The sequence below is a fragment of the Flavobacterium sp. Flavsp81 genome (assembly GCF_059491325.1).
Genome location: NZ_CP168505.1, coordinates 4,592,536 through 4,610,272 on the forward strand (window position 1 = coordinate 4,592,536; position 17,737 = coordinate 4,610,272).

The window sequence follows — 17,737 nt, forward strand, 5'->3', positions numbered from 1 at the left end:
AATATTTTTTGATTTAATTTATATTTTAAACGCACTTAAAAATTTACACATAATGAATTTTAGAATCATAGCTTCCTATTTTAAGTTTACAAATCAACAACGAAAAGGGATTTTTTTATTTTTACTTTTAATAATTGGGTTACAGTTTTTTTATTTTTTTTCAGATTTTAGCCAGATTGAAGAAAAACTTTCAGAAAAACAGGAATGGTTGGCTTTGCAAACAGAAATTGATTCATTAAAATTGGCCAGATATAGGGAAAAACAAAAAATCTATCCATTTAATCCAAATTTTATTTCAGATTATAAAGGATATAAATTAGGAATGTCCTTAAAAGAAATTGACAGGCTGTTAGCTTTCAGAAAAGATAATAAATATTTGAAATCTGCAGAAGAGTTTCAAAAAGTAACAAAAGTTTCCGATTCTCTGTTTAATCGTATTTCTCCTTACTTTAAATTTCCGGATTGGGTTAATAAAAAAAATGTTTCCATATCTAATAAACAATATGCGCAGAAATCATTTTCTAAAAAAGAAAAAATTGTTGTGATGGATATTAATCAGGCAACACAGGAAGATTTAATGAAAGTTTATGGAATTGGAGAAGGATTATCATTGCGAATTTTAAAACAAAAAGAAAGTTTGGAAGCTTTTGTTTCGATGGAACAAATGAGTGATGTCTGGGGACTTTCTTCGGAAGTTGTTACCGAATTAAAAAAACATTTCAAAGTTTTGTCCTTTCCAAAAATTAAAAAAATCTTCATAAATGATGCGTCTTTAAAAGAGCTGGCCCAGTTTTCATACTTTAGATATGTTTTGGCAAAACAAATTGTAACATATAGAAGTATGAACGGAAATATTAAAAATATTGAGGATTTGATAAAAATTAAAGGCTTTCCTGTTGAAAAAGCAAAAATAATTGGTTTATATTTGGAGTTCTAAAACAGATTACAATGAATTTTGATTACAATGAAACGCAATTAATGATTGCACAGTCTATAAAAGATTTTTCCGAAAAAAATATAAGGCCTTATATAATGGAGTGGGATGAAGCACAGATTTTTCCAATTCAGTTGTTTAAACAGTTAGGCGAAATGGGTTTTATGGGGGTTTTAGTTCCGGAAGAATATGGTGGTTCCGGTTTGGGGTATCACGAATATATTACTGTTATTGAAGAAATATCAAAAGTTGATCCATCAATAGGATTATCGGTTGCAGCACATAATTCATTATGTACAAACCATATACTGACTTTTGGAAATGAAGAACAAAAGAAAAAATGGCTTCCAAAATTAGCCACTGCAGAACATATAGGGGCATGGGGCTTAACAGAACACAATACAGGTTCTGATGCTGGCGGAATGAACACAACGGCGGTTAAGGATGGTGATTTCTGGATCATAAACGGAGCGAAAAACTTTATTACACATGCTATTTCCGGAGATATTGCGGTAGTAATAGTTCGTACAGGTGAAAAAGGAGATTCAAAAGGAATGACTGCTTTTGTTTTTGAAAAAGGAATGCCGGGATTTACTTCAGGAAAAAAAGAGAATAAATTAGGAATGCGTGCCAGCGAAACTGCTGAATTGGTTTTTGATAATTGCCGCGTACCGGATGCAAACAGATTAGGAGAAGTGGGTCAGGGTTTTATTCAGGCCATGAAAATATTAGATGGGGGCAGAATTTCAATAGGAGCCTTATCCCTTGGAATTTCAAAAGGGGCATACGAAGCAGCACTAAAATATTCAAAAGAAAGGTATCAGTTTGGTCAGCCAATTAGCAGTTTTCAGGGAATTTCATTTAAATTAGCAGATATGGCAACCGAAATAGAAGCTTCAGAATTGCTATTGCATAAAGCGGCATTCTTAAAACAGGAACATAAACCTGTTACAACATTAGGGGCTATGGCAAAAATGTATGCTTCAGAAGTTTGTGTAAAAGTAGCTAATGAAGCGGTTCAGATTCATGGAGGTTATGGGTATACAAAAGATTATCCGGTAGAAAAATTTTACAGGGACTCTAAATTATGTACCATTGGCGAAGGAACTACTGAAATTCAGAAACTGGTAATTGCCAGGAATATATTAAAAGAATAAAGAATAAAGAATAAAGAATAAAGAATAAAGAATTTTAATAATCCAAATGCATAGTTAACTGGTTTTTTGATGAAGCCTATTCTCTTTTGTTCTTTTGTCTTTTTTAAAATAATTCATAATTCATAACTCATAATTCATATTTAATATATACTTTTGCACCCTTAACGAGAGGAGGTGTCAATATTATGTTAATTATACCAATTAAAGACGGAGAAAATATCGATAGAGCATTAAAGCGCTATAAAAGAAAATTTGATAAAACAGGAACTGTTCGTCAACTAAGAGCACGTACTGCTTTTATTAAGCCTTCTGTTATCAAAAGAGCTCAAATTCAAAAAGCTGCTTACATTCAAAACATGAAAGATGGTTTAGAAAGTTAGTATTTAGCTTTGTAAAATAATTACCGTTAGTCATCAAAAAATTATAACTTTGATGCTAACGGTTTTTTTATGCTTTATAGTGAGTTTGTTTAAAATCATTAATTCTGGGCTTTTATGAAAACAAATAAGGAAGCATTTCGTGATTATCTTCAGTTGGAAAAAAAATATTCGGTGCATACTGTAAATGCTTATCTGAATGATATTACTTTTTTTGAAGAGTTCAATAAAACTAATTTTGAACAGGAAGGCATAGAGAAAGTGAATTACAGTCAGATTAGAAGCTGGATTGTTTCACTTGTGAATGCTGAGATTTCGAATGCATCAGTTAATAGAAAAATGGCATCTTTGAAGTCATTTTATAAATTTCTTTTAAAAATAAAACAGATAGAGGTGAATCCGATGCAGAAGCATAAGGCCTTAAAGTCTTCCAGGGTTATTCAAATTCCTTTTTCCGAAAAAGAAATGAATGACTTGATGGATGTTGTGATTGATCCTGTTGGTTTTGAAGAAGTGAGGGACAAGCTTATTATTGATTTGTTTTATACTACCGGAATGCGAAGAGCGGAGTTGATAAGTCTGATGGTTTATAATGTTGATTTATCTTCGAATGTGGTTAAGGTTTTAGGGAAAAGAAATAAGGAGAGAATTATTCCTGTTTTGCCTGTTGTGATTGAGCAGTTTAAGCTGTATTTGAACGAAAGAAGTAAGCTTGATAATATAGTAGATGTTGATTATTTTTTTATTTCGAAAAAAGGGTTAAAATTAAGCGAATCTTTTGTGTATCGATTAATAAATTGTTACTTTAGTAAAGTCTCCGAAAAAGTAAAAAAGAGTCCGCATGTCTTAAGGCATACTTTTGCGACACACTTATTAAATAACGGAGCAGATTTAAATTCAGTTAAAGAGTTATTAGGACATTCTAGTTTGGCTTCTACACAGGTGTATACTCATAATAGTTTAGCAGAGTTGAAAAAGGTGTATACGAATGCGCATCCTAGAAATAAATAATTGCTCTGAAATGTTTAACCCTAAAATTAGTATTATGAAGGTAGATGTTCATGCAGTTAACTTCACTGTTGACAAAAAATTGGTAGATTTTATTCAGGAAAGAATGAGTAAATTAGAAAAATACTACGATAAAGTAGTGTTCTCGGGTGTTTTTTTAAAGGTAGAAAGAACAAGTGACAAGGAAAACAAGATGGTAGAGATTAAGATGAATGTTCCGGGAGATGATTTTTTGGTAAAAAAACAGTGTAAGACTTTTGAGGAAGCAGTAGAACTTTCGGCTGAATCTTTAGAACGTTTGCTGGTAAAAAGGAAAGAAAAAATAAGAGCACATATATAATTGAAATTTTTTTTAAAAAATGTTTTGATTCAAAGATAAAATAGCTACATTTGCAGTCCGTTAGAAATAGCGGACTTTTTTTATTGATTTTGCCAGCGTAGCTCAGTTGGCTAGAGCAGCTGATTTGTAATCAGCAGGTCGTGGGTTCGAGTCCCTCCGCCGGCTCTTTTTTCCAATGCGATTTGGAATTAGTTCGTGTGATTATTGATAAAAAAAATGGGGAGATACTCAAGCGGCCAACGAGGGCAGACTGTAAATCTGCTGTGTGAACTTCGCAGGTTCGAATCCTGCTCTCCCCACAAAAAAAAAGAAGTTAAGGTTTGGATTATAGATTGTAGGTTTTTAAAATCTGAATCTAAAATCAGAACTCTCTGCCGGTGTAGCTCAGGGGTAGAGTGCTTCCTTGGTAAGGAAGAGGTCTCGGGTTCAATTCCCGACATTGGCTCAAGTAAGTAGGAAATTGAATTAATATATAACTAAGATTAAAAATTAAGTAAAATGGCAAAGGAGAATTTTAATCGTTCCAAACCGCACTTAAACATAGGTACAATTGGACACGTGGATCACGGAAAAACTACATTAACTGCAGCAATTACAAAAGTATTGTCTGATGCTGGTTACTGTCAAGCAAAATCGTTTGATCAAATCGATAACGCTCCAGAGGAGAAAGAAAGAGGTATTACTATTAATACATCACACGTAGAGTATGAAACAGCTAACCGTCACTACGCTCACGTTGACTGTCCGGGTCACGCGGATTACGTAAAGAACATGGTTACTGGAGCTGCTCAAATGGACGGAGCTATCTTAGTAGTTGCTGCTACAGATGGTCCAATGCCACAAACTCGTGAGCACATCCTTTTAGGTCGCCAGGTTGGTATTCCTAGAATGGTAGTTTTCATGAACAAAGTAGATATGGTTGATGATGCTGAGTTGTTAGAGCTTGTTGAAATGGAAATTAGAGATTTATTATCTTTCTACGAATATGATGGAGATAATGGTCCTGTTGTTCAGGGTTCTGCTTTAGGAGGATTGAATAATGATCCTGCTTGGGTTCCTAAAATTATTGAATTAATGGAGGCTGTTGATAGCTGGATCGAAGAGCCGGTACGTGATACTGCAAAACCATTCTTGATGCCGGTTGAAGATGTATTTACAATTACTGGTCGTGGAACTGTTGCTACAGGTCGTATCGAAACTGGTATTGCTAATACAGGAGATGCTGTTGAAATCATTGGTATGGGAGCTGATAAATTGACTTCTACTATTACAGGAGTTGAGATGTTCCGTAAAATCCTTGACAGAGGTGAAGCTGGAGATAACGTAGGTTTATTGTTAAGAGGTGTTGATAAAGAATCTATCAAAAGAGGAATGGTTATCATTAAGCCGGGATCAGTAAAACCACACGCTACTTTCAAAGCTGAGGTTTATATCTTGAAAAAAGAAGAAGGTGGACGTCATACTCCATTCCATAATAACTATCGTCCACAGTTCTACGTACGTACAACTGACGTAACAGGGGTTATTACTTTACCAGAAGGAGTAGAGATGGTAATGCCAGGAGATAACTTGACTATCAATGTATCTTTGTTAAGCCCAATCGCAATGAGCGTAGGTTTACGTTTTGCTATCCGTGAAGGTGGTAGAACTGTAGGTGCAGGTCAGGTGACTGAAATCGTAGGATAATCCTATTAAATATTATAAAAGCCAGTTGATTTTCTTAACTGAAATCACTGGCTTTAATTACGGGCGTAGTTCAAGGGTAGAATAGCGGTCTCCAAAACCGTTGATGGGGGTTCGAATCCCTCCGCCCGTGCAATAAAAAAATATATCAAATGACAAAAGTTACTAATTATTTATCAGAGGCTTTCGAAGAGTTAAAGTCAAATGTTACTTGGCCGGATTGGGCTGAAGTGCAAAAATTGACAATTGTTGTAGCTGTATTTTCGATTTTATTCGCTTTGGCAACATGGGGAACGGACGAATTTTTTGCAAAAGCTTTGGCTGGATTTTTTAACTGGTTAAAAGGATAATTTTTTTGTGATGGCAGATAATAATGTGAAAAAATGGTACGTAGTTAGAGCTGTAAGCGGACAAGAAAATAAAGTCAAAGCTTACATCGAAACTGAGATTGCCAGATTAGGTATGGGTGATTATGTTTCCCAGGTTTTAGTGCCTACAGAAAAAGTAGTTACTGTAAAAGAGGGAAAGAAAATGTCTAAGGATAAAGTATATTTTCCTGGATATGTTATGATCGAAGCCAATTTAGTTGGTGAGATACCTCATATTATTAAATCTATTACGAGTGTAATTGGATTTTTAGGTGAAATTAAAGGAGGAGAGCCTGTTCCTTTAAGGCTTTCTGAAGTAAATAGAATGTTAGGTAAAGTGGATGAGCTGGCTGTGAATACAGATACTCGTGCTATTCCTTTTAATTTAGGAGAAACTGTTAAAGTTATTGATGGTCCGTTTAACGGATTTAACGGAACAGTTGAAAAAATAAACGAAGAGAAGCGTAAACTTGAAGTAATGGTTAAGATTTTCGGAAGAAAAACACCATTAGAGCTGAGTTTTATGCAAGTTGAAAAAGTATAATTTTTTGTTACATCTATAATATCCACTGCAATCGCTTCCATAATGATTGTGGTGTTAAATTTTTTAAAAAATGGCTAAAGAAATTAGTAAGGTAGTTAAACTACAAGTTAAGGGAGGTGCTGCGAATCCGTCGCCACCGGTTGGACCTGCTTTAGGAGCTGCTGGGGTAAACATCATGGAGTTTTGTAAGCAATTTAATGCTAGAACTCAAGATAAACCCGGCAAAATATGCCCAGTACAAATTACTGTGTATAAAGACAAATCATTTGATTTTGTTGTTAAGACTCCTCCAGCTGCTGTCCAATTATTGGAAGCTGCAAAGCTAAAGTCTGGATCAGGTGAACCAAATCGTAAAAAAGTAGCTAGTGTTACTTGGGACGTTATCAAAGCAATTGCTGAAGATAAAATGGTAGATCTAAATGCATTCACAATCGAATCTGCAATGAGCATGATCGCTGGAACTGCTAGGTCTATGGGTATAACTGTATCAGGAGATGCTCCTTTTTAATTAAGAGAAAGAAATGGCAAAATTAACAAAAAAGCAAAAAGAGGCTGCTTCAAAAATTGAAAAGAACAAACTATACTCTTTGAAAGATGCAGCTGCATTGATTAAGGTTATAGCTTCTGCAAAATTTGATGAGTCTGTTGATATCGCAGTTCGTTTGGGTGTAGATCCAAGAAAAGCGAATCAAATGGTTAGAGGTGTAGTTACATTACCTCACGGAACTGGTAAAGATGTTAAAGTATTAGCATTGGTTACTCCGGATAAAGAAGCGGAAGCTAAAGAAGCCGGAGCAGACTATGTAGGTCTTGACGATTATTTACAAAAAATTAAAGATGGTTGGACAGATGTTGATGTAATTATCACTATGCCGGCTGTTATGGGTAAATTAGGTCCATTAGGTCGTATTTTAGGACCTAGAGGTTTAATGCCAAACCCTAAAACAGGTACAGTGACTATGGACGTTGCTAAAGCTGTTGCAGAGGTTAAAGCTGGTAAAATTGACTTTAAAGTTGATAAAACTGGTATCGTACATGCTGGAATTGGTAAAGTTTCTTTTGGAGCTGAGCAAATTTATGACAATGCACACGAAATTATTCAAACATTAATCAAACTTAAACCAACTGCTGCTAAAGGTACCTACATTAAAGGTATTCACCTTACAAGCACTATGAGTCCTGCAATTGCATTGGATCCAAAAGCAGTATAATTGGTAGTTAATAATTTTTAGTATGACTAGAGAAGAAAAATCAATCGCGATTGAAGATTTAACTGCACAGTTAGCTGGTACAAATATTATTTATGTATCTGATATTTCTGGATTAAACGCAGAAACTACTTCAAGCTTGAGAAGAGCTTGCTTTAAAGCAGGTATTAAATTAGAGGTTGTAAAAAACACTTTGCTTGCAAAAGCAATGGAAGCTTCTGCTAATGACTATGGTGATTTACCTTCAGTATTGACTGGTAACAGTGCTATATTTATTTCAGATGTTGCAAATGCACCTGGAAAAATAATTAAAGATTTCAGAAAAAAATCAGCTAAGCCTGTATTAAAAGGAGCTTACATTAATTCTGAAATTTACATTGGAGATGATCAATTAGATGCATTAGCAACTATCAAATCTAAAGAAGAACTTCTTGGAGAACTTATTGGATTATTGCAATCACCAGCACAAAGAATTATTTCTGCTTTACAAAACAAATTCGCGGGCAGCGAAGAAGTTGAAGCATAATGAATTCAACAATGCAGGGAATTTATTCCTTGCTGCTTAATTAGCGCACAATAAATAAATTATATTTTACAAATCATTTTAAACGATAGAAAAAATGGCAGATTTGAAACAATTCGCAGAACAATTAGTTAACTTAACAGTTAAAGAAGTTAACGAATTAGCAACAATATTAAAAGACGAGTATGGTATCGAGCCTGCTGCTGCAGCTGTAGTAGTTGCTGCTGGTGGTGGAGAAGGTGCTGCTGAAGAAGCACAAACTGAATTTACAGTTGTATTGAAAGAAGCTGGTGCTTCTAAATTAGCAGTTGTAAAATTAGTTAAAGAACTTACAGGTTTAGGTTTGAAAGAAGCTAAAGATGTAGTTGACGGTGCTCCAAGTAACGTTAAAGAAGGTGTTTCTAAAGAAGAGGCTGAAGGTCTTAAAAAATCATTAGAAGAAGCTGGAGCTGTAGTTGAATTAAAATAATTCAACTCGGTTTTAAGAACTAGGTTTAGGTCTTGAGTGAACGCTCAATGGCCTAAACCATTTTTCGTATAATAAAATATATCCCAATTTTATTATCAAATAGTTTAAAATACGAAAAAGTTTTTGATCAATACGAAGAAAAAAAATTGAATCACATTTGCCGATTTATTTTTAAAGATGTATTGATTTTAATAAGAAAGTATAAATTAAACAGTGTGTGTTTACACAAAAAATTACTTTTTTTTAATCAAAATTTTGTCCATTGATGATAACAAATCAGACTGAAAGATTGAATTTTGCCTCTACAAAAAACATACCTCAATATCCGGATTTTCTGGATGTTCAGGTAAAATCGTTTAAAGATTTCTTCCAATTGGAAACCAAATCTGACGAAAGAGGCGACGAAGGATTGTACAATACCTTCATGGAAAACTTTCCAATTACAGATACCAGAAACAACTTTGTATTGGAGTTCCTTGATTATTTTGTAGATCCGCCACGTTATACCATTCAAGAATGTATAGAGAGAGGTCTTACTTATAGTGTGCCTTTAAAAGCCAGGCTAAAACTATATTGTACAGATCCGGAACACGAAGATTTTGAAACTATTGTACAAGACGTTTATCTTGGAACAATACCTTATATGACTCCAAGTGGTACTTTTGTTATCAACGGTGCTGAGCGTGTGGTAGTATCTCAACTACACCGTTCTCCTGGGGTTTTCTTTGGCCAGTCATTCCATGCAAATGGAACAAAACTTTATTCTGCCAGAGTAATTCCTTTTAAAGGTTCCTGGATAGAATTTTCTACAGATATCAACAGCGTAATGTATGCTTATATCGATAGAAAGAAAAAATTACCGGTTACAACTTTATTCCGTGCAATTGGGTTCGAAAGAGATAAGGATATCCTTGAAATTTTCGACTTAGCTGAAGAAATTAAAGTTTCTAAAACAGGTATTAAAAAATATATTGGAAGAAGACTTGCTGCACGTGTATTGAATACATGGCACGAGGATTTCGTTGATGAAGATACTGGTGAAGTAGTTTCTATCGAACGTAACGAAATCATCCTTGACAGAGATACTATTATCGATAAAGATAATGTTGAAGAAATCATTGATGCTAACGTAAAATCTATTTTGTTGCATAAAGAGGATAATAATCAGGCAGATTATGCTATTATCCACAACACGTTACAAAAAGATCCAACAAACTCTGAAAAAGAAGCTGTTGAGCATATCTACAGACAATTGCGTAATGCAGAACCACCTGATGAAGAAACTGCTCGTGGTATTATCGATAAATTGTTCTTCTCTGATCAACGTTATAACTTAGGTGAAGTTGGTCGTTACAGAATGAACAAAAAACTTGGTTTGGATATCCCAATGGAAAAGCAAGTGCTTACCAAAGAAGATATCATTACCATTGTAAAATATTTGATCGAATTGATCAACTCTAAAGCAGAGATTGATGATATTGACCACTTATCAAACCGTCGTGTTAGAACAGTTGGAGAACAATTGTCTCAACAATTCGGTGTTGGTTTAGCACGTATGGCGAGAACTATTCGTGAGAGAATGAACGTTAGAGATAACGAGGTGTTTACACCAATTGATTTGATTAATGCTAAAACATTATCATCGGTTATCAACTCTTTCTTTGGTACTAACCAGTTATCTCAATTTATGGATCAAACGAATCCATTAGCTGAGATTACACACAAAAGAAGACTTTCTGCCCTTGGACCTGGTGGACTTTCGAGAGAGAGAGCTGGATTTGAGGTTCGTGACGTTCACTATACACACTATGGTCGTTTATGTCCGATTGAAACTCCAGAGGGACCAAACATTGGTTTGATTTCATCTCTTGGTGTTTATGCAAAAGTTAACGGAATGGGTTTCATCGAAACTCCTTACCGTAAAGTAACTAATGGTGTAGTTGATTTAGAAAGTACTCCAATTTACTTAAGTGCTGAAGAAGAAGAAGGAAAAATGATTGCTCAGGCAAACATTGAAATGGATGCTACTGGAAAAATTACAGCTTCAAACGTAATTGCGCGTGAAGAAGGTGACTTCCCGGTTGTTGAGCCATCTGCAGTACATTATACAGACGTTGCACCTAACCAGATTGCTTCGATTTCGGCTTCATTGATTCCTTTTCTTGAACATGATGATGCGAATAGAGCCTTGATGGGATCTAACATGATGCGTCAGGCGGTTCCTTTGATCCGTCCGGAAGCGCCTATTGTTGGTACAGGTTTAGAGCGTCAGGTAGCTTCAGATTCAAGAGTATTGATTAATGCTGAAGGAGATGGAACTGTAGAATATGTTGATGCTAATATTATCACAATCAAATACGACCGTACTGAAGAAGAAAGAATGGTTAGTTTTGATGCTGATGAAAAAACATACAACTTAATTAAATTTAGAAAAACCAATCAGGGAACAAGTATTAACCTGAAACCAATCGTAAGAAAAGGTGACAGAGTGACTCTTGGACAAGTATTGTCAGAAGGATATGCTACTCAAAATGGTGAATTAGCTTTAGGTAGAAACTTAAAAGTTGCGTTCATGCCATGGAAAGGGTATAACTTTGAGGATGCGATTGTAATTTCTGAAAAAGTAGTTCGTGATGATATTTTTACTTCTATCCACGTTGATGATTATTCATTAGAGGTTAGAGATACAAAGTTAGGAAATGAAGAGTTAACAAACGATATTCCTAACGTTTCTGAAGAAGCTACTAAAGATTTAGATGAAAACGGTATGATCAGAATTGGAGCAGAGGTTAAGCCTGGCGACATTTTGATTGGAAAAATTACACCAAAAGGAGAATCAGATCCTACTCCGGAAGAGAAATTGCTTCGTGCAATCTTCGGGGATAAAGCAGGTGATGTAAAAGATGCTTCATTAAAAGCTTCTCCATCTTTACATGGTGTAGTTCTTGACAAAAAATTATTTGCAAGAGCCGTTAAAGATAAGCGTAAACGTACTCAGGATAAAGATGCTTTAGGCGCTTTAGAAATGGAGTTTGAAACTAAATTTGTTGAATTGAAAGACAGATTGGTTGAGAAATTATTCCTTATCGTTAACGGAAAAACATCTCAAGGTGTAATGAATGATTTGGGTGAAGAAGTTTTACCAAAAGGTAAAAAATATACTCAAAAAATGCTTTACGCAGTAGAAGATTTTGCTCACTTAAGCAAAGGTCAATGGGTTGCTGATGACGCTACAAATAAAATGGTTAATGATTTGATTCATAACTATAAAATTAAGCTGAACGACTTACAAGGATCTTTAAGAAGAGAAAAATTCACTATTACAGTTGGAGATGAATTACCATCTGGAATCTTGAAATTAGCGAAAATTTATATCGCTAAAAAACGTAAGCTGAAAGTAGGGGATAAAATGGCAGGACGTCACGGTAACAAAGGTATTGTTGCAAGAATCGTTCGTCATGAAGATATGCCTTTCCTTGAAGACGGAACACCGGTTGATATCGTATTGAATCCACTTGGGGTACCTTCACGTATGAACATTGGACAGATTTATGAAACTGTTCTTGGATGGGCCGGACAAAATTTAGGTAGAAAATTTGCTACTCCAATTTTTGATGGTGCTTCTTTAGATCAAATTAATGAATTAACTGATGAGGCTGGAGTACCACGTTTCGGACACACCTATCTTTATGATGGTGGTACTGGTGAGCGTTTCCATCAGGCAGCTACTGTGGGTGTAATTTACATGCTTAAATTAGGACACATGGTTGATGATAAGATGCACGCACGTTCTATCGGACCATACTCGTTGATCACTCAACAGCCACTTGGAGGTAAAGCTCAATTTGGAGGTCAGCGTTTTGGTGAAATGGAGGTTTGGGCACTTGAGGCTTATGGAGCATCAAGTACACTTCGTGAAATCTTAACAGTTAAGTCGGATGACGTTATTGGTAGAGCTAAAACTTACGAGGCTATCGTTAAGGGTGAGTCTATGCCAGAACCAGGATTACCGGAATCATTCAATGTATTAATGCATGAATTGAAAGGTCTTGGACTTGACATTCGTTTAGAAGAATAATAAATATTAGGCAGTTTTCAGTTTTCAGATAGCAATATCTGAAAACTGATTACTCATTTATAGAAGTTTTTAGGATTTATACCCGTAAACCGTTCCGATTTTTTATATAAACCCTAAGTTTTATAATTAGCACTTCAAAATAATAAGGTTTGAAGTTTAGAGAAGTAACCCGAGGTAGTGTTGAAGTCGAAAGTTTGAAAGTCCAAAGTCTAAAGTCATTCGTGACTTTAAAAACTTTATGACATTTGACTTTAGACCAAACCAAGAATCAATTTTTTAATTGCAAATAAATCAATAGTAAAAACTATGATGAATAATAGAAATAATAATAAAGATAAGAATCCAGTAAAAAGATTTAATAAAATCTCAATTGGATTGGCTTCACCAGAATCTATCCTGAAAGAATCAAGAGGAGAGGTGTTGAAACCAGAAACTATCAACTACAGAACTCACAAACCAGAGCGTGACGGACTTTTCTGCGAAAGAATCTTCGGACCTGTTAAGGATTTTGAATGTGCTTGTGGTAAATATAAAAGAATTCGTTACAAAGGTATCATCTGTGACCGTTGTGGTGTTGAAGTTACAGAGAAAAAAGTACGTCGTGACAGAGTAGGACACATCAACCTTGTTGTGCCTATTGCTCACATCTGGTATTTCCGTTCTCTTCCAAACAAAATTGGTTATATCCTTGGTCTTCCATCTAAGAAATTAGATATGATCATTTACTACGAAAGATACGTAGTAATTCAGGCTGGTATTGCTAAAAATGCAGAAGGAGAATCTTTACAAAGATTAGATTTCTTAACTGAAGAAGAATACTTAAACATTTTAGATACTCTTCCACAGGAAAACCAATATTTAGATGACATGGATCCTAATAAATTTGTTGCCAAAATGGGAGCAGAATGTATTATGGATTTATTAGCTCGTATTGACTTAGATGCTTTATCTTATGAATTAAGACACAGCGCTAACAACGAAACATCTAAACAACGTAAAACTGAAGCTTTAAAAAGATTACAAGTTGTTGAGTCTTTCCGTGAGTCTAACTTAAACCGCGAAAATCGTCCTGAGTGGATGATTATGAAAGTGGTTCCTGTTATTCCACCAGAATTACGTCCACTTGTGCCACTTGATGGAGGTCGTTTTGCAACTTCAGATTTAAATGATTTATACCGTCGTGTAATCATCCGTAATAACCGTTTAAAAAGATTAATGGAGATTAAAGCTCCTGAAGTTATCTTAAGAAACGAAAAACGTATGTTACAGGAATCTGTAGATTCATTATTTGATAACACGCGTAAAGCTTCTGCTGTTAAAACAGAATCTAACAGACCATTAAAATCATTATCTGATTCCTTAAAAGGTAAGCAAGGACGTTTCCGTCAAAACTTACTTGGAAAACGTGTCGATTATTCTGCCCGTTCGGTAATTGTTGTTGGTCCTGAATTGAAATTATTTGAATGCGGTTTGCCAAAAGATATGGCTGCTGAATTATACAAACCTTTCGTAATCCGTAAATTGATTGAAAGAGGTATTGTTAAAACAGTAAAATCTGCTAAGAAAATTATAGACAAAAAAGAGCCTGTAGTTTGGGATATCCTTGAAAATGTAATTAAAGGACACCCAGTATTGCTTAACCGTGCTCCTACGTTACACAGACTTGGTATTCAAGCTTTTCAACCAAAGTTAATTGAAGGAAAAGCGATCCAATTGCACCCATTAGTATGTACGGCTTTCAACGCCGATTTTGATGGGGATCAGATGGCAGTTCACTTGCCATTAGGACCAGAGGCTATTTTAGAGGCACAATTATTAATGTTGGCTTCTCACAATATCTTGAACCCTGCAAATGGAGCTCCAATTACTGTACCTTCTCAGGATATGGTCTTGGGTCTATATTATATGACCAAAGAACGTATCTCTACTCCAGAACATGTAATTTTAGGTCAGGACTTAACTTTCTATTCTGCAGAAGAAGTAAACATTGCATTAAACGAAGGAAGATTAGAATTGAACGCCCGCGTTAGAATTAGAGCAAAAGATTTTAATGACGCTGGAGAATTAGTGTACAAAATTATTCAAACAACTGCAGGACGTGTATTATTTAATGAAGTAGTACCTGAAGCAGCCGGATATATCAATGATGTATTGACTAAGAAAAACCTTAGAGATATTATCGGACACATTTTAAGTGTGACTGATGTACCTACGACAGCAGCTTTCTTGGATAATATGAAAGATATGGGTTATAAATTCGCATTTAGAGGAGGTTTATCATTCTCTTTAGGTGATATTAGAATCCCGGAACAAAAAACAAAATTAATTGCAGATGCCAGAGAGCAAGTTGAAGGTATTTCTGTGAATTATAACATGGGTCTTATTACCAATAATGAGCGTTACAACCAGGTTATTGACGTATGGACTTCAGCAAATGCTCAATTAACTGAGTTAGCAATGAAAAATATTAGAGAAGACCAACAAGGTTTTAACTCTGTATATATGATGCTTGACTCTGGAGCGAGGGGTTCTAAAGAACAGATTCGTCAGTTAACTGGTATGCGTGGTTTGATGGCTAAGCCTAAAAAATCTACTGCCGGTGGTGGTGAGATTATTGAAAACCCGATTCTTTCTAACTTTAAGGAAGGTCTTTCGATCCTTGAGTATTTCATTTCTACTCACGGTGCTCGTAAAGGACTTGCGGATACGGCTCTTAAAACTGCCGATGCCGGATACTTAACAAGAAGGCTTCATGACGTTTCTCAAGATGTTATTGTAAACATCGAAGATTGTGGAACTTTAAGAGGTGTTGAAGTTTCTGCTTTGAAGAAAAATGAGGAAATTGTCGAATCTTTAGGAGAAAGAATTTTAGGACGTGTTGCATTGCAAGATGTTATAAATCCACTTACTAATGAAGTATTAGTTCAATCAGGTCATCAAATTACTGAAGCAATTATGAGAGTTATTGAAGCTTCTCCAATTGAAAAAGTAGAGGTTAGGTCGCCATTAACTTGTGAAGCTACAAAAGGTATTTGTGCTAAATGTTATGGTAGAAACTTAGCTACCGGAAAAATGACACAAAGAGGTGAAGCTGTCGGAGTTATTGCAGCTCAGTCTATTGGTGAGCCAGGTACACAGTTAACACTTCGTACGTTCCACGTTGGAGGGGTTGCAGGAGGTATTTCTGAAGAGTCTAGTATTGTTACAAGATTCAACGGTAGACTTGAGATCGAAGATTTAAAAACTGTAAAAGGTGAAGACAGCGAAGGTAATGCGACTGATATCGTAGTATCACGTTCAACTGAATTAAAATTAGTTGATGAGAAAACTGGGATCGTTTTAAACACACATAATATTCCTTACGGATCAAGTATTTTTGTTAATGATGGAGATGTTGTTACTAAAGGAACTGTAATTTGTAAATGGGACCCATATAATGGTGTAATTGTATCTGAATTTACCGGTAAGATTGCTTACGAAGATTTAGAGCAAGGACAATCGTTCATGGTTGAAATCGATGAGCAGACAGGTTTTCAGGAAAAAGTAATTTCTGAGGCCAGAAATAAAAAATTGATTCCAACTTTATTGGTTTACGGTAAAGAAGGTGAATTAATCCGTTCTTATAACTTACCAGTTGGAGCCCACTTGATGGTTGAAAATGGTGAGAAAATTAAAGCAGGAAAAGTATTGGTTAAAATTCCACGTCGTTCTTCTAAATCTGGGGATATTACAGGAGGTTTACCAAGAATTACAGAGTTGTTAGAAGCTCGTAATCCATCTAATCCAGCTGTTGTTTCTGAAATTGACGGTGTTGTTTCTTTTGGAAAAATCAAAAGAGGTAACCGTGAAATTGTTATCGAATCTAAATTTGGTGACATCAGAAAATACCTGGTTAAATTATCAAGCCAAATTCTTGTTCAGGAAAATGACTTCGTAAGAGCGGGTGTTCCATTGTCTGATGGAGCGATCACTCCGGATGATATTTTAAGAATTCAGGGACCAGCTGCTGTTCAACAGTATTTGGTAAATGAAATTCAGGAAGTATACCGTTTACAAGGGGTAAAAATCAATGACAAGCACTTTGAGGTAGTTATTCGTCAAATGATGCGTAAGGTAAGAGTTCAGGATCCGGGAGATACATTATTCTTAGAAGATCAATTGATTCATACTAAAGATTTTATCGTTCAAAATGATAAATTATATGGTATGAAAGTAGTTGAAGATTCTGGAGATTCTGCTGTATTGAAACCAGGTCAGATTATTACACCTCGTGATTTGCGTGATGAAAATTCATTGCTTAAGCGTAATGATAAAAATTTAGTTGTAGCCAGAGATGTTATTACTGCAACGGCTACGCCAGTTTTACAAGGTATTACAAGAGCTTCGCTACAAACTAAATCATTCATTTCTGCTGCTTCATTCCAGGAGACAACTAAAGTACTTAACGAAGCTGCAGTAGCAGGTAAAGTTGATGATCTTGAAGGATTGAAAGAAAATGTAATTGTTGGACACAGAATTCCTGCTGGAACTGGTATGAGAGAATACGATAATACAATCGTAGGTTCTAAAGACGATTACAATGAAATGATGGCAAATAAAGAAGAATATATTTATTAATTCTTATCAACTCCCTCTTTTTCGAAAGAGGGAAATTGAAAAAACATTAAAATTATGAGTAATCCGAAACAACAAGAGCAAATTAATATTGAGTTAGATGAAACTATTGCAGAAGGAATTTATTCTAACCTTGCGATTATCAATCACTCATCATCTGAATTTGTTTTAGATTTTGTAAATATTATGCCGGGTACTCCAAAGGCCAAGGTGAAATCAAGAATTGTCCTGACGCCACAACATGCTAAAAGATTACTGAGAGCAATTGGAGAAAATATTCATCGATTTGAGGCTGCTCATGGCGAAATCAAAGAAACTGAACAAGCACCAATTCCGCTTAATTTTGGTCCGGCAGGACAAGCATAAAATTTTAAAAGCTCCAGAAATGGAGCTTTTTTTTATAAAATGAATTAATAAAAGTGTATTTAGTCGGA

At 35.2% G+C, this 17,737-nt stretch carries 15 protein-coding genes and 4 tRNA genes; all 19 read left to right on the forward strand.

Annotation, left to right across the window (positions count from 1 at the left end):
- Positions 1–52 precede the first annotated feature (52 nt).
- Positions 53–937, forward strand: coding sequence for a ComEA family DNA-binding protein (locus tag ACEN92_RS19290; protein WP_495639951.1), 885 nt, complete (start codon positions 53–55; stop codon positions 935–937).
- 11 nt (positions 938–948) lie between these two features.
- Positions 949–2,091 (forward strand): acyl-CoA dehydrogenase family protein, encoded by a 1,143-nt coding sequence (locus ACEN92_RS19295; protein ID WP_495639952.1) that lies wholly within the window; start codon positions 949–951, stop codon positions 2,089–2,091.
- Between the two features lie 185 nt (positions 2,092–2,276).
- The gene (gene rpsU, locus ACEN92_RS19300; protein ID WP_007807454.1) at positions 2,277–2,471 is read left to right on the forward strand and encodes a 30S ribosomal protein S21; all 195 of its coding nucleotides are present in this window, start codon (positions 2,277–2,279) and stop codon (positions 2,469–2,471) included.
- A 114-nt stretch (positions 2,472–2,585) separates the two neighbouring features.
- Positions 2,586–3,479: a tyrosine-type recombinase/integrase gene (locus ACEN92_RS19305; protein WP_495639953.1), complete on the forward strand. Its 894-nt coding sequence runs from the start codon at positions 2,586–2,588 to the stop codon at positions 3,477–3,479.
- A 34-nt stretch (positions 3,480–3,513) separates the two neighbouring features.
- Positions 3,514–3,816 carry a ribosome hibernation-promoting factor, HPF/YfiA family gene (gene hpf / locus ACEN92_RS19310; RefSeq protein ID WP_495639954.1) on the forward strand — a complete coding sequence of 101 codons (303 nt, stop codon included), beginning with the start codon at positions 3,514–3,516 and terminating at the stop codon, positions 3,814–3,816.
- Positions 3,817–3,907: 91 nt separating this feature from the next.
- Positions 3,908–3,981: transfer RNA gene (locus tag ACEN92_RS19315), tRNA-Thr, on the forward strand.
- A 53-nt stretch (positions 3,982–4,034) separates the two neighbouring features.
- A tRNA-Tyr gene (locus ACEN92_RS19320) sits at positions 4,035–4,115 on the forward strand.
- A gap of 74 nt (positions 4,116–4,189) precedes the next feature.
- Positions 4,190–4,261: transfer RNA gene (locus ACEN92_RS19325), tRNA-Thr, on the forward strand.
- Positions 4,262–4,314: 53 nt separating this feature from the next.
- Positions 4,315–5,502: an elongation factor Tu gene (gene tuf, locus ACEN92_RS19330; protein ID WP_495639955.1), complete on the forward strand. Its 1,188-nt coding sequence runs from the start codon at positions 4,315–4,317 to the stop codon at positions 5,500–5,502.
- A 59-nt stretch (positions 5,503–5,561) separates the two neighbouring features.
- Positions 5,562–5,632, forward strand: a tRNA-Trp gene (locus ACEN92_RS19335).
- 19 nt (positions 5,633–5,651) lie between these two features.
- On the forward strand, positions 5,652–5,849 hold the full coding sequence (secE, locus tag ACEN92_RS19340) for a preprotein translocase subunit SecE (protein ID WP_495639956.1): 198 nt from the start codon (positions 5,652–5,654) through the stop codon (positions 5,847–5,849).
- 10 nt (positions 5,850–5,859) lie between these two features.
- The gene (gene nusG / locus ACEN92_RS19345) at positions 5,860–6,411 is read left to right on the forward strand and encodes a transcription termination/antitermination protein NusG (protein WP_029273444.1); all 552 of its coding nucleotides are present in this window, start codon (positions 5,860–5,862) and stop codon (positions 6,409–6,411) included.
- Positions 6,412–6,481: 70 nt separating this feature from the next.
- The gene (rplK, locus tag ACEN92_RS19350) at positions 6,482–6,919 is read left to right on the forward strand and encodes a 50S ribosomal protein L11 (RefSeq protein WP_007807442.1); all 438 of its coding nucleotides are present in this window, start codon (positions 6,482–6,484) and stop codon (positions 6,917–6,919) included.
- A gap of 13 nt (positions 6,920–6,932) precedes the next feature.
- A complete protein-coding gene (gene rplA / locus ACEN92_RS19355) occupies positions 6,933–7,622 on the forward strand; it encodes a 50S ribosomal protein L1 (protein WP_007807440.1) in 690 nt (229 codons plus the stop codon).
- A gap of 22 nt (positions 7,623–7,644) precedes the next feature.
- Complete coding sequence (gene rplJ, locus ACEN92_RS19360; RefSeq protein ID WP_495639957.1) at positions 7,645–8,145, forward strand: 50S ribosomal protein L10; 501 nt, start codon at positions 7,645–7,647, stop codon at positions 8,143–8,145.
- A gap of 94 nt (positions 8,146–8,239) precedes the next feature.
- Entirely contained in the window at positions 8,240–8,611 is a 372-nt protein-coding gene (gene rplL / locus ACEN92_RS19365) for a 50S ribosomal protein L7/L12 (RefSeq protein ID WP_007807437.1), read from the forward strand.
- A gap of 265 nt (positions 8,612–8,876) precedes the next feature.
- Complete coding sequence (rpoB, locus tag ACEN92_RS19370; RefSeq protein ID WP_495639958.1) at positions 8,877–12,689, forward strand: DNA-directed RNA polymerase subunit beta; 3,813 nt, start codon at positions 8,877–8,879, stop codon at positions 12,687–12,689.
- A gap of 306 nt (positions 12,690–12,995) precedes the next feature.
- A complete protein-coding gene (gene rpoC / locus ACEN92_RS19375) occupies positions 12,996–17,306 on the forward strand; it encodes a DNA-directed RNA polymerase subunit beta' (RefSeq protein WP_495639959.1) in 4,311 nt (1,436 codons plus the stop codon).
- Positions 17,307–17,360: 54 nt separating this feature from the next.
- Complete coding sequence (locus tag ACEN92_RS19380; RefSeq protein ID WP_025572408.1) at positions 17,361–17,669, forward strand: DUF3467 domain-containing protein; 309 nt, start codon at positions 17,361–17,363, stop codon at positions 17,667–17,669.
- Positions 17,670–17,737 lie beyond the last annotated feature (68 nt).

What these genes read in the sequence shown, in the direction of transcription:
- ACEN92_RS19290 (WP_495639951.1), top strand. Translation starts at nt 53, where the DNA reads ATGAATTTTAGAATCATAGCTTCCTATTTTAAGTTTACAAATCAACAA.
- ACEN92_RS19295 (WP_495639952.1), top strand. Translation starts at nt 949, where the DNA reads ATGAATTTTGATTACAATGAAACGCAATTAATGATTGCACAGTCTATA.
- rpsU (WP_007807454.1), top strand. Translation starts at nt 2,277, where the DNA reads ATGTTAATTATACCAATTAAAGACGGAGAAAATATCGATAGAGCATTA.
- ACEN92_RS19305 (WP_495639953.1), top strand. Translation starts at nt 2,586, where the DNA reads ATGAAAACAAATAAGGAAGCATTTCGTGATTATCTTCAGTTGGAAAAA.
- hpf (WP_495639954.1), top strand. Translation starts at nt 3,514, where the DNA reads ATGAAGGTAGATGTTCATGCAGTTAACTTCACTGTTGACAAAAAATTG.
- tuf (WP_495639955.1), top strand. Translation starts at nt 4,315, where the DNA reads ATGGCAAAGGAGAATTTTAATCGTTCCAAACCGCACTTAAACATAGGT.
- secE (WP_495639956.1), top strand. Translation starts at nt 5,652, where the DNA reads ATGACAAAAGTTACTAATTATTTATCAGAGGCTTTCGAAGAGTTAAAG.
- nusG (WP_029273444.1), top strand. Translation starts at nt 5,860, where the DNA reads ATGGCAGATAATAATGTGAAAAAATGGTACGTAGTTAGAGCTGTAAGC.
- rplK (WP_007807442.1), top strand. Translation starts at nt 6,482, where the DNA reads ATGGCTAAAGAAATTAGTAAGGTAGTTAAACTACAAGTTAAGGGAGGT.
- rplA (WP_007807440.1), top strand. Translation starts at nt 6,933, where the DNA reads ATGGCAAAATTAACAAAAAAGCAAAAAGAGGCTGCTTCAAAAATTGAA.
- rplJ (WP_495639957.1), top strand. Translation starts at nt 7,645, where the DNA reads ATGACTAGAGAAGAAAAATCAATCGCGATTGAAGATTTAACTGCACAG.
- rplL (WP_007807437.1), top strand. Translation starts at nt 8,240, where the DNA reads ATGGCAGATTTGAAACAATTCGCAGAACAATTAGTTAACTTAACAGTT.
- rpoB (WP_495639958.1), top strand. Translation starts at nt 8,877, where the DNA reads ATGATAACAAATCAGACTGAAAGATTGAATTTTGCCTCTACAAAAAAC.
- rpoC (WP_495639959.1), top strand. Translation starts at nt 12,996, where the DNA reads ATGATGAATAATAGAAATAATAATAAAGATAAGAATCCAGTAAAAAGA.
- ACEN92_RS19380 (WP_025572408.1), top strand. Translation starts at nt 17,361, where the DNA reads ATGAGTAATCCGAAACAACAAGAGCAAATTAATATTGAGTTAGATGAA.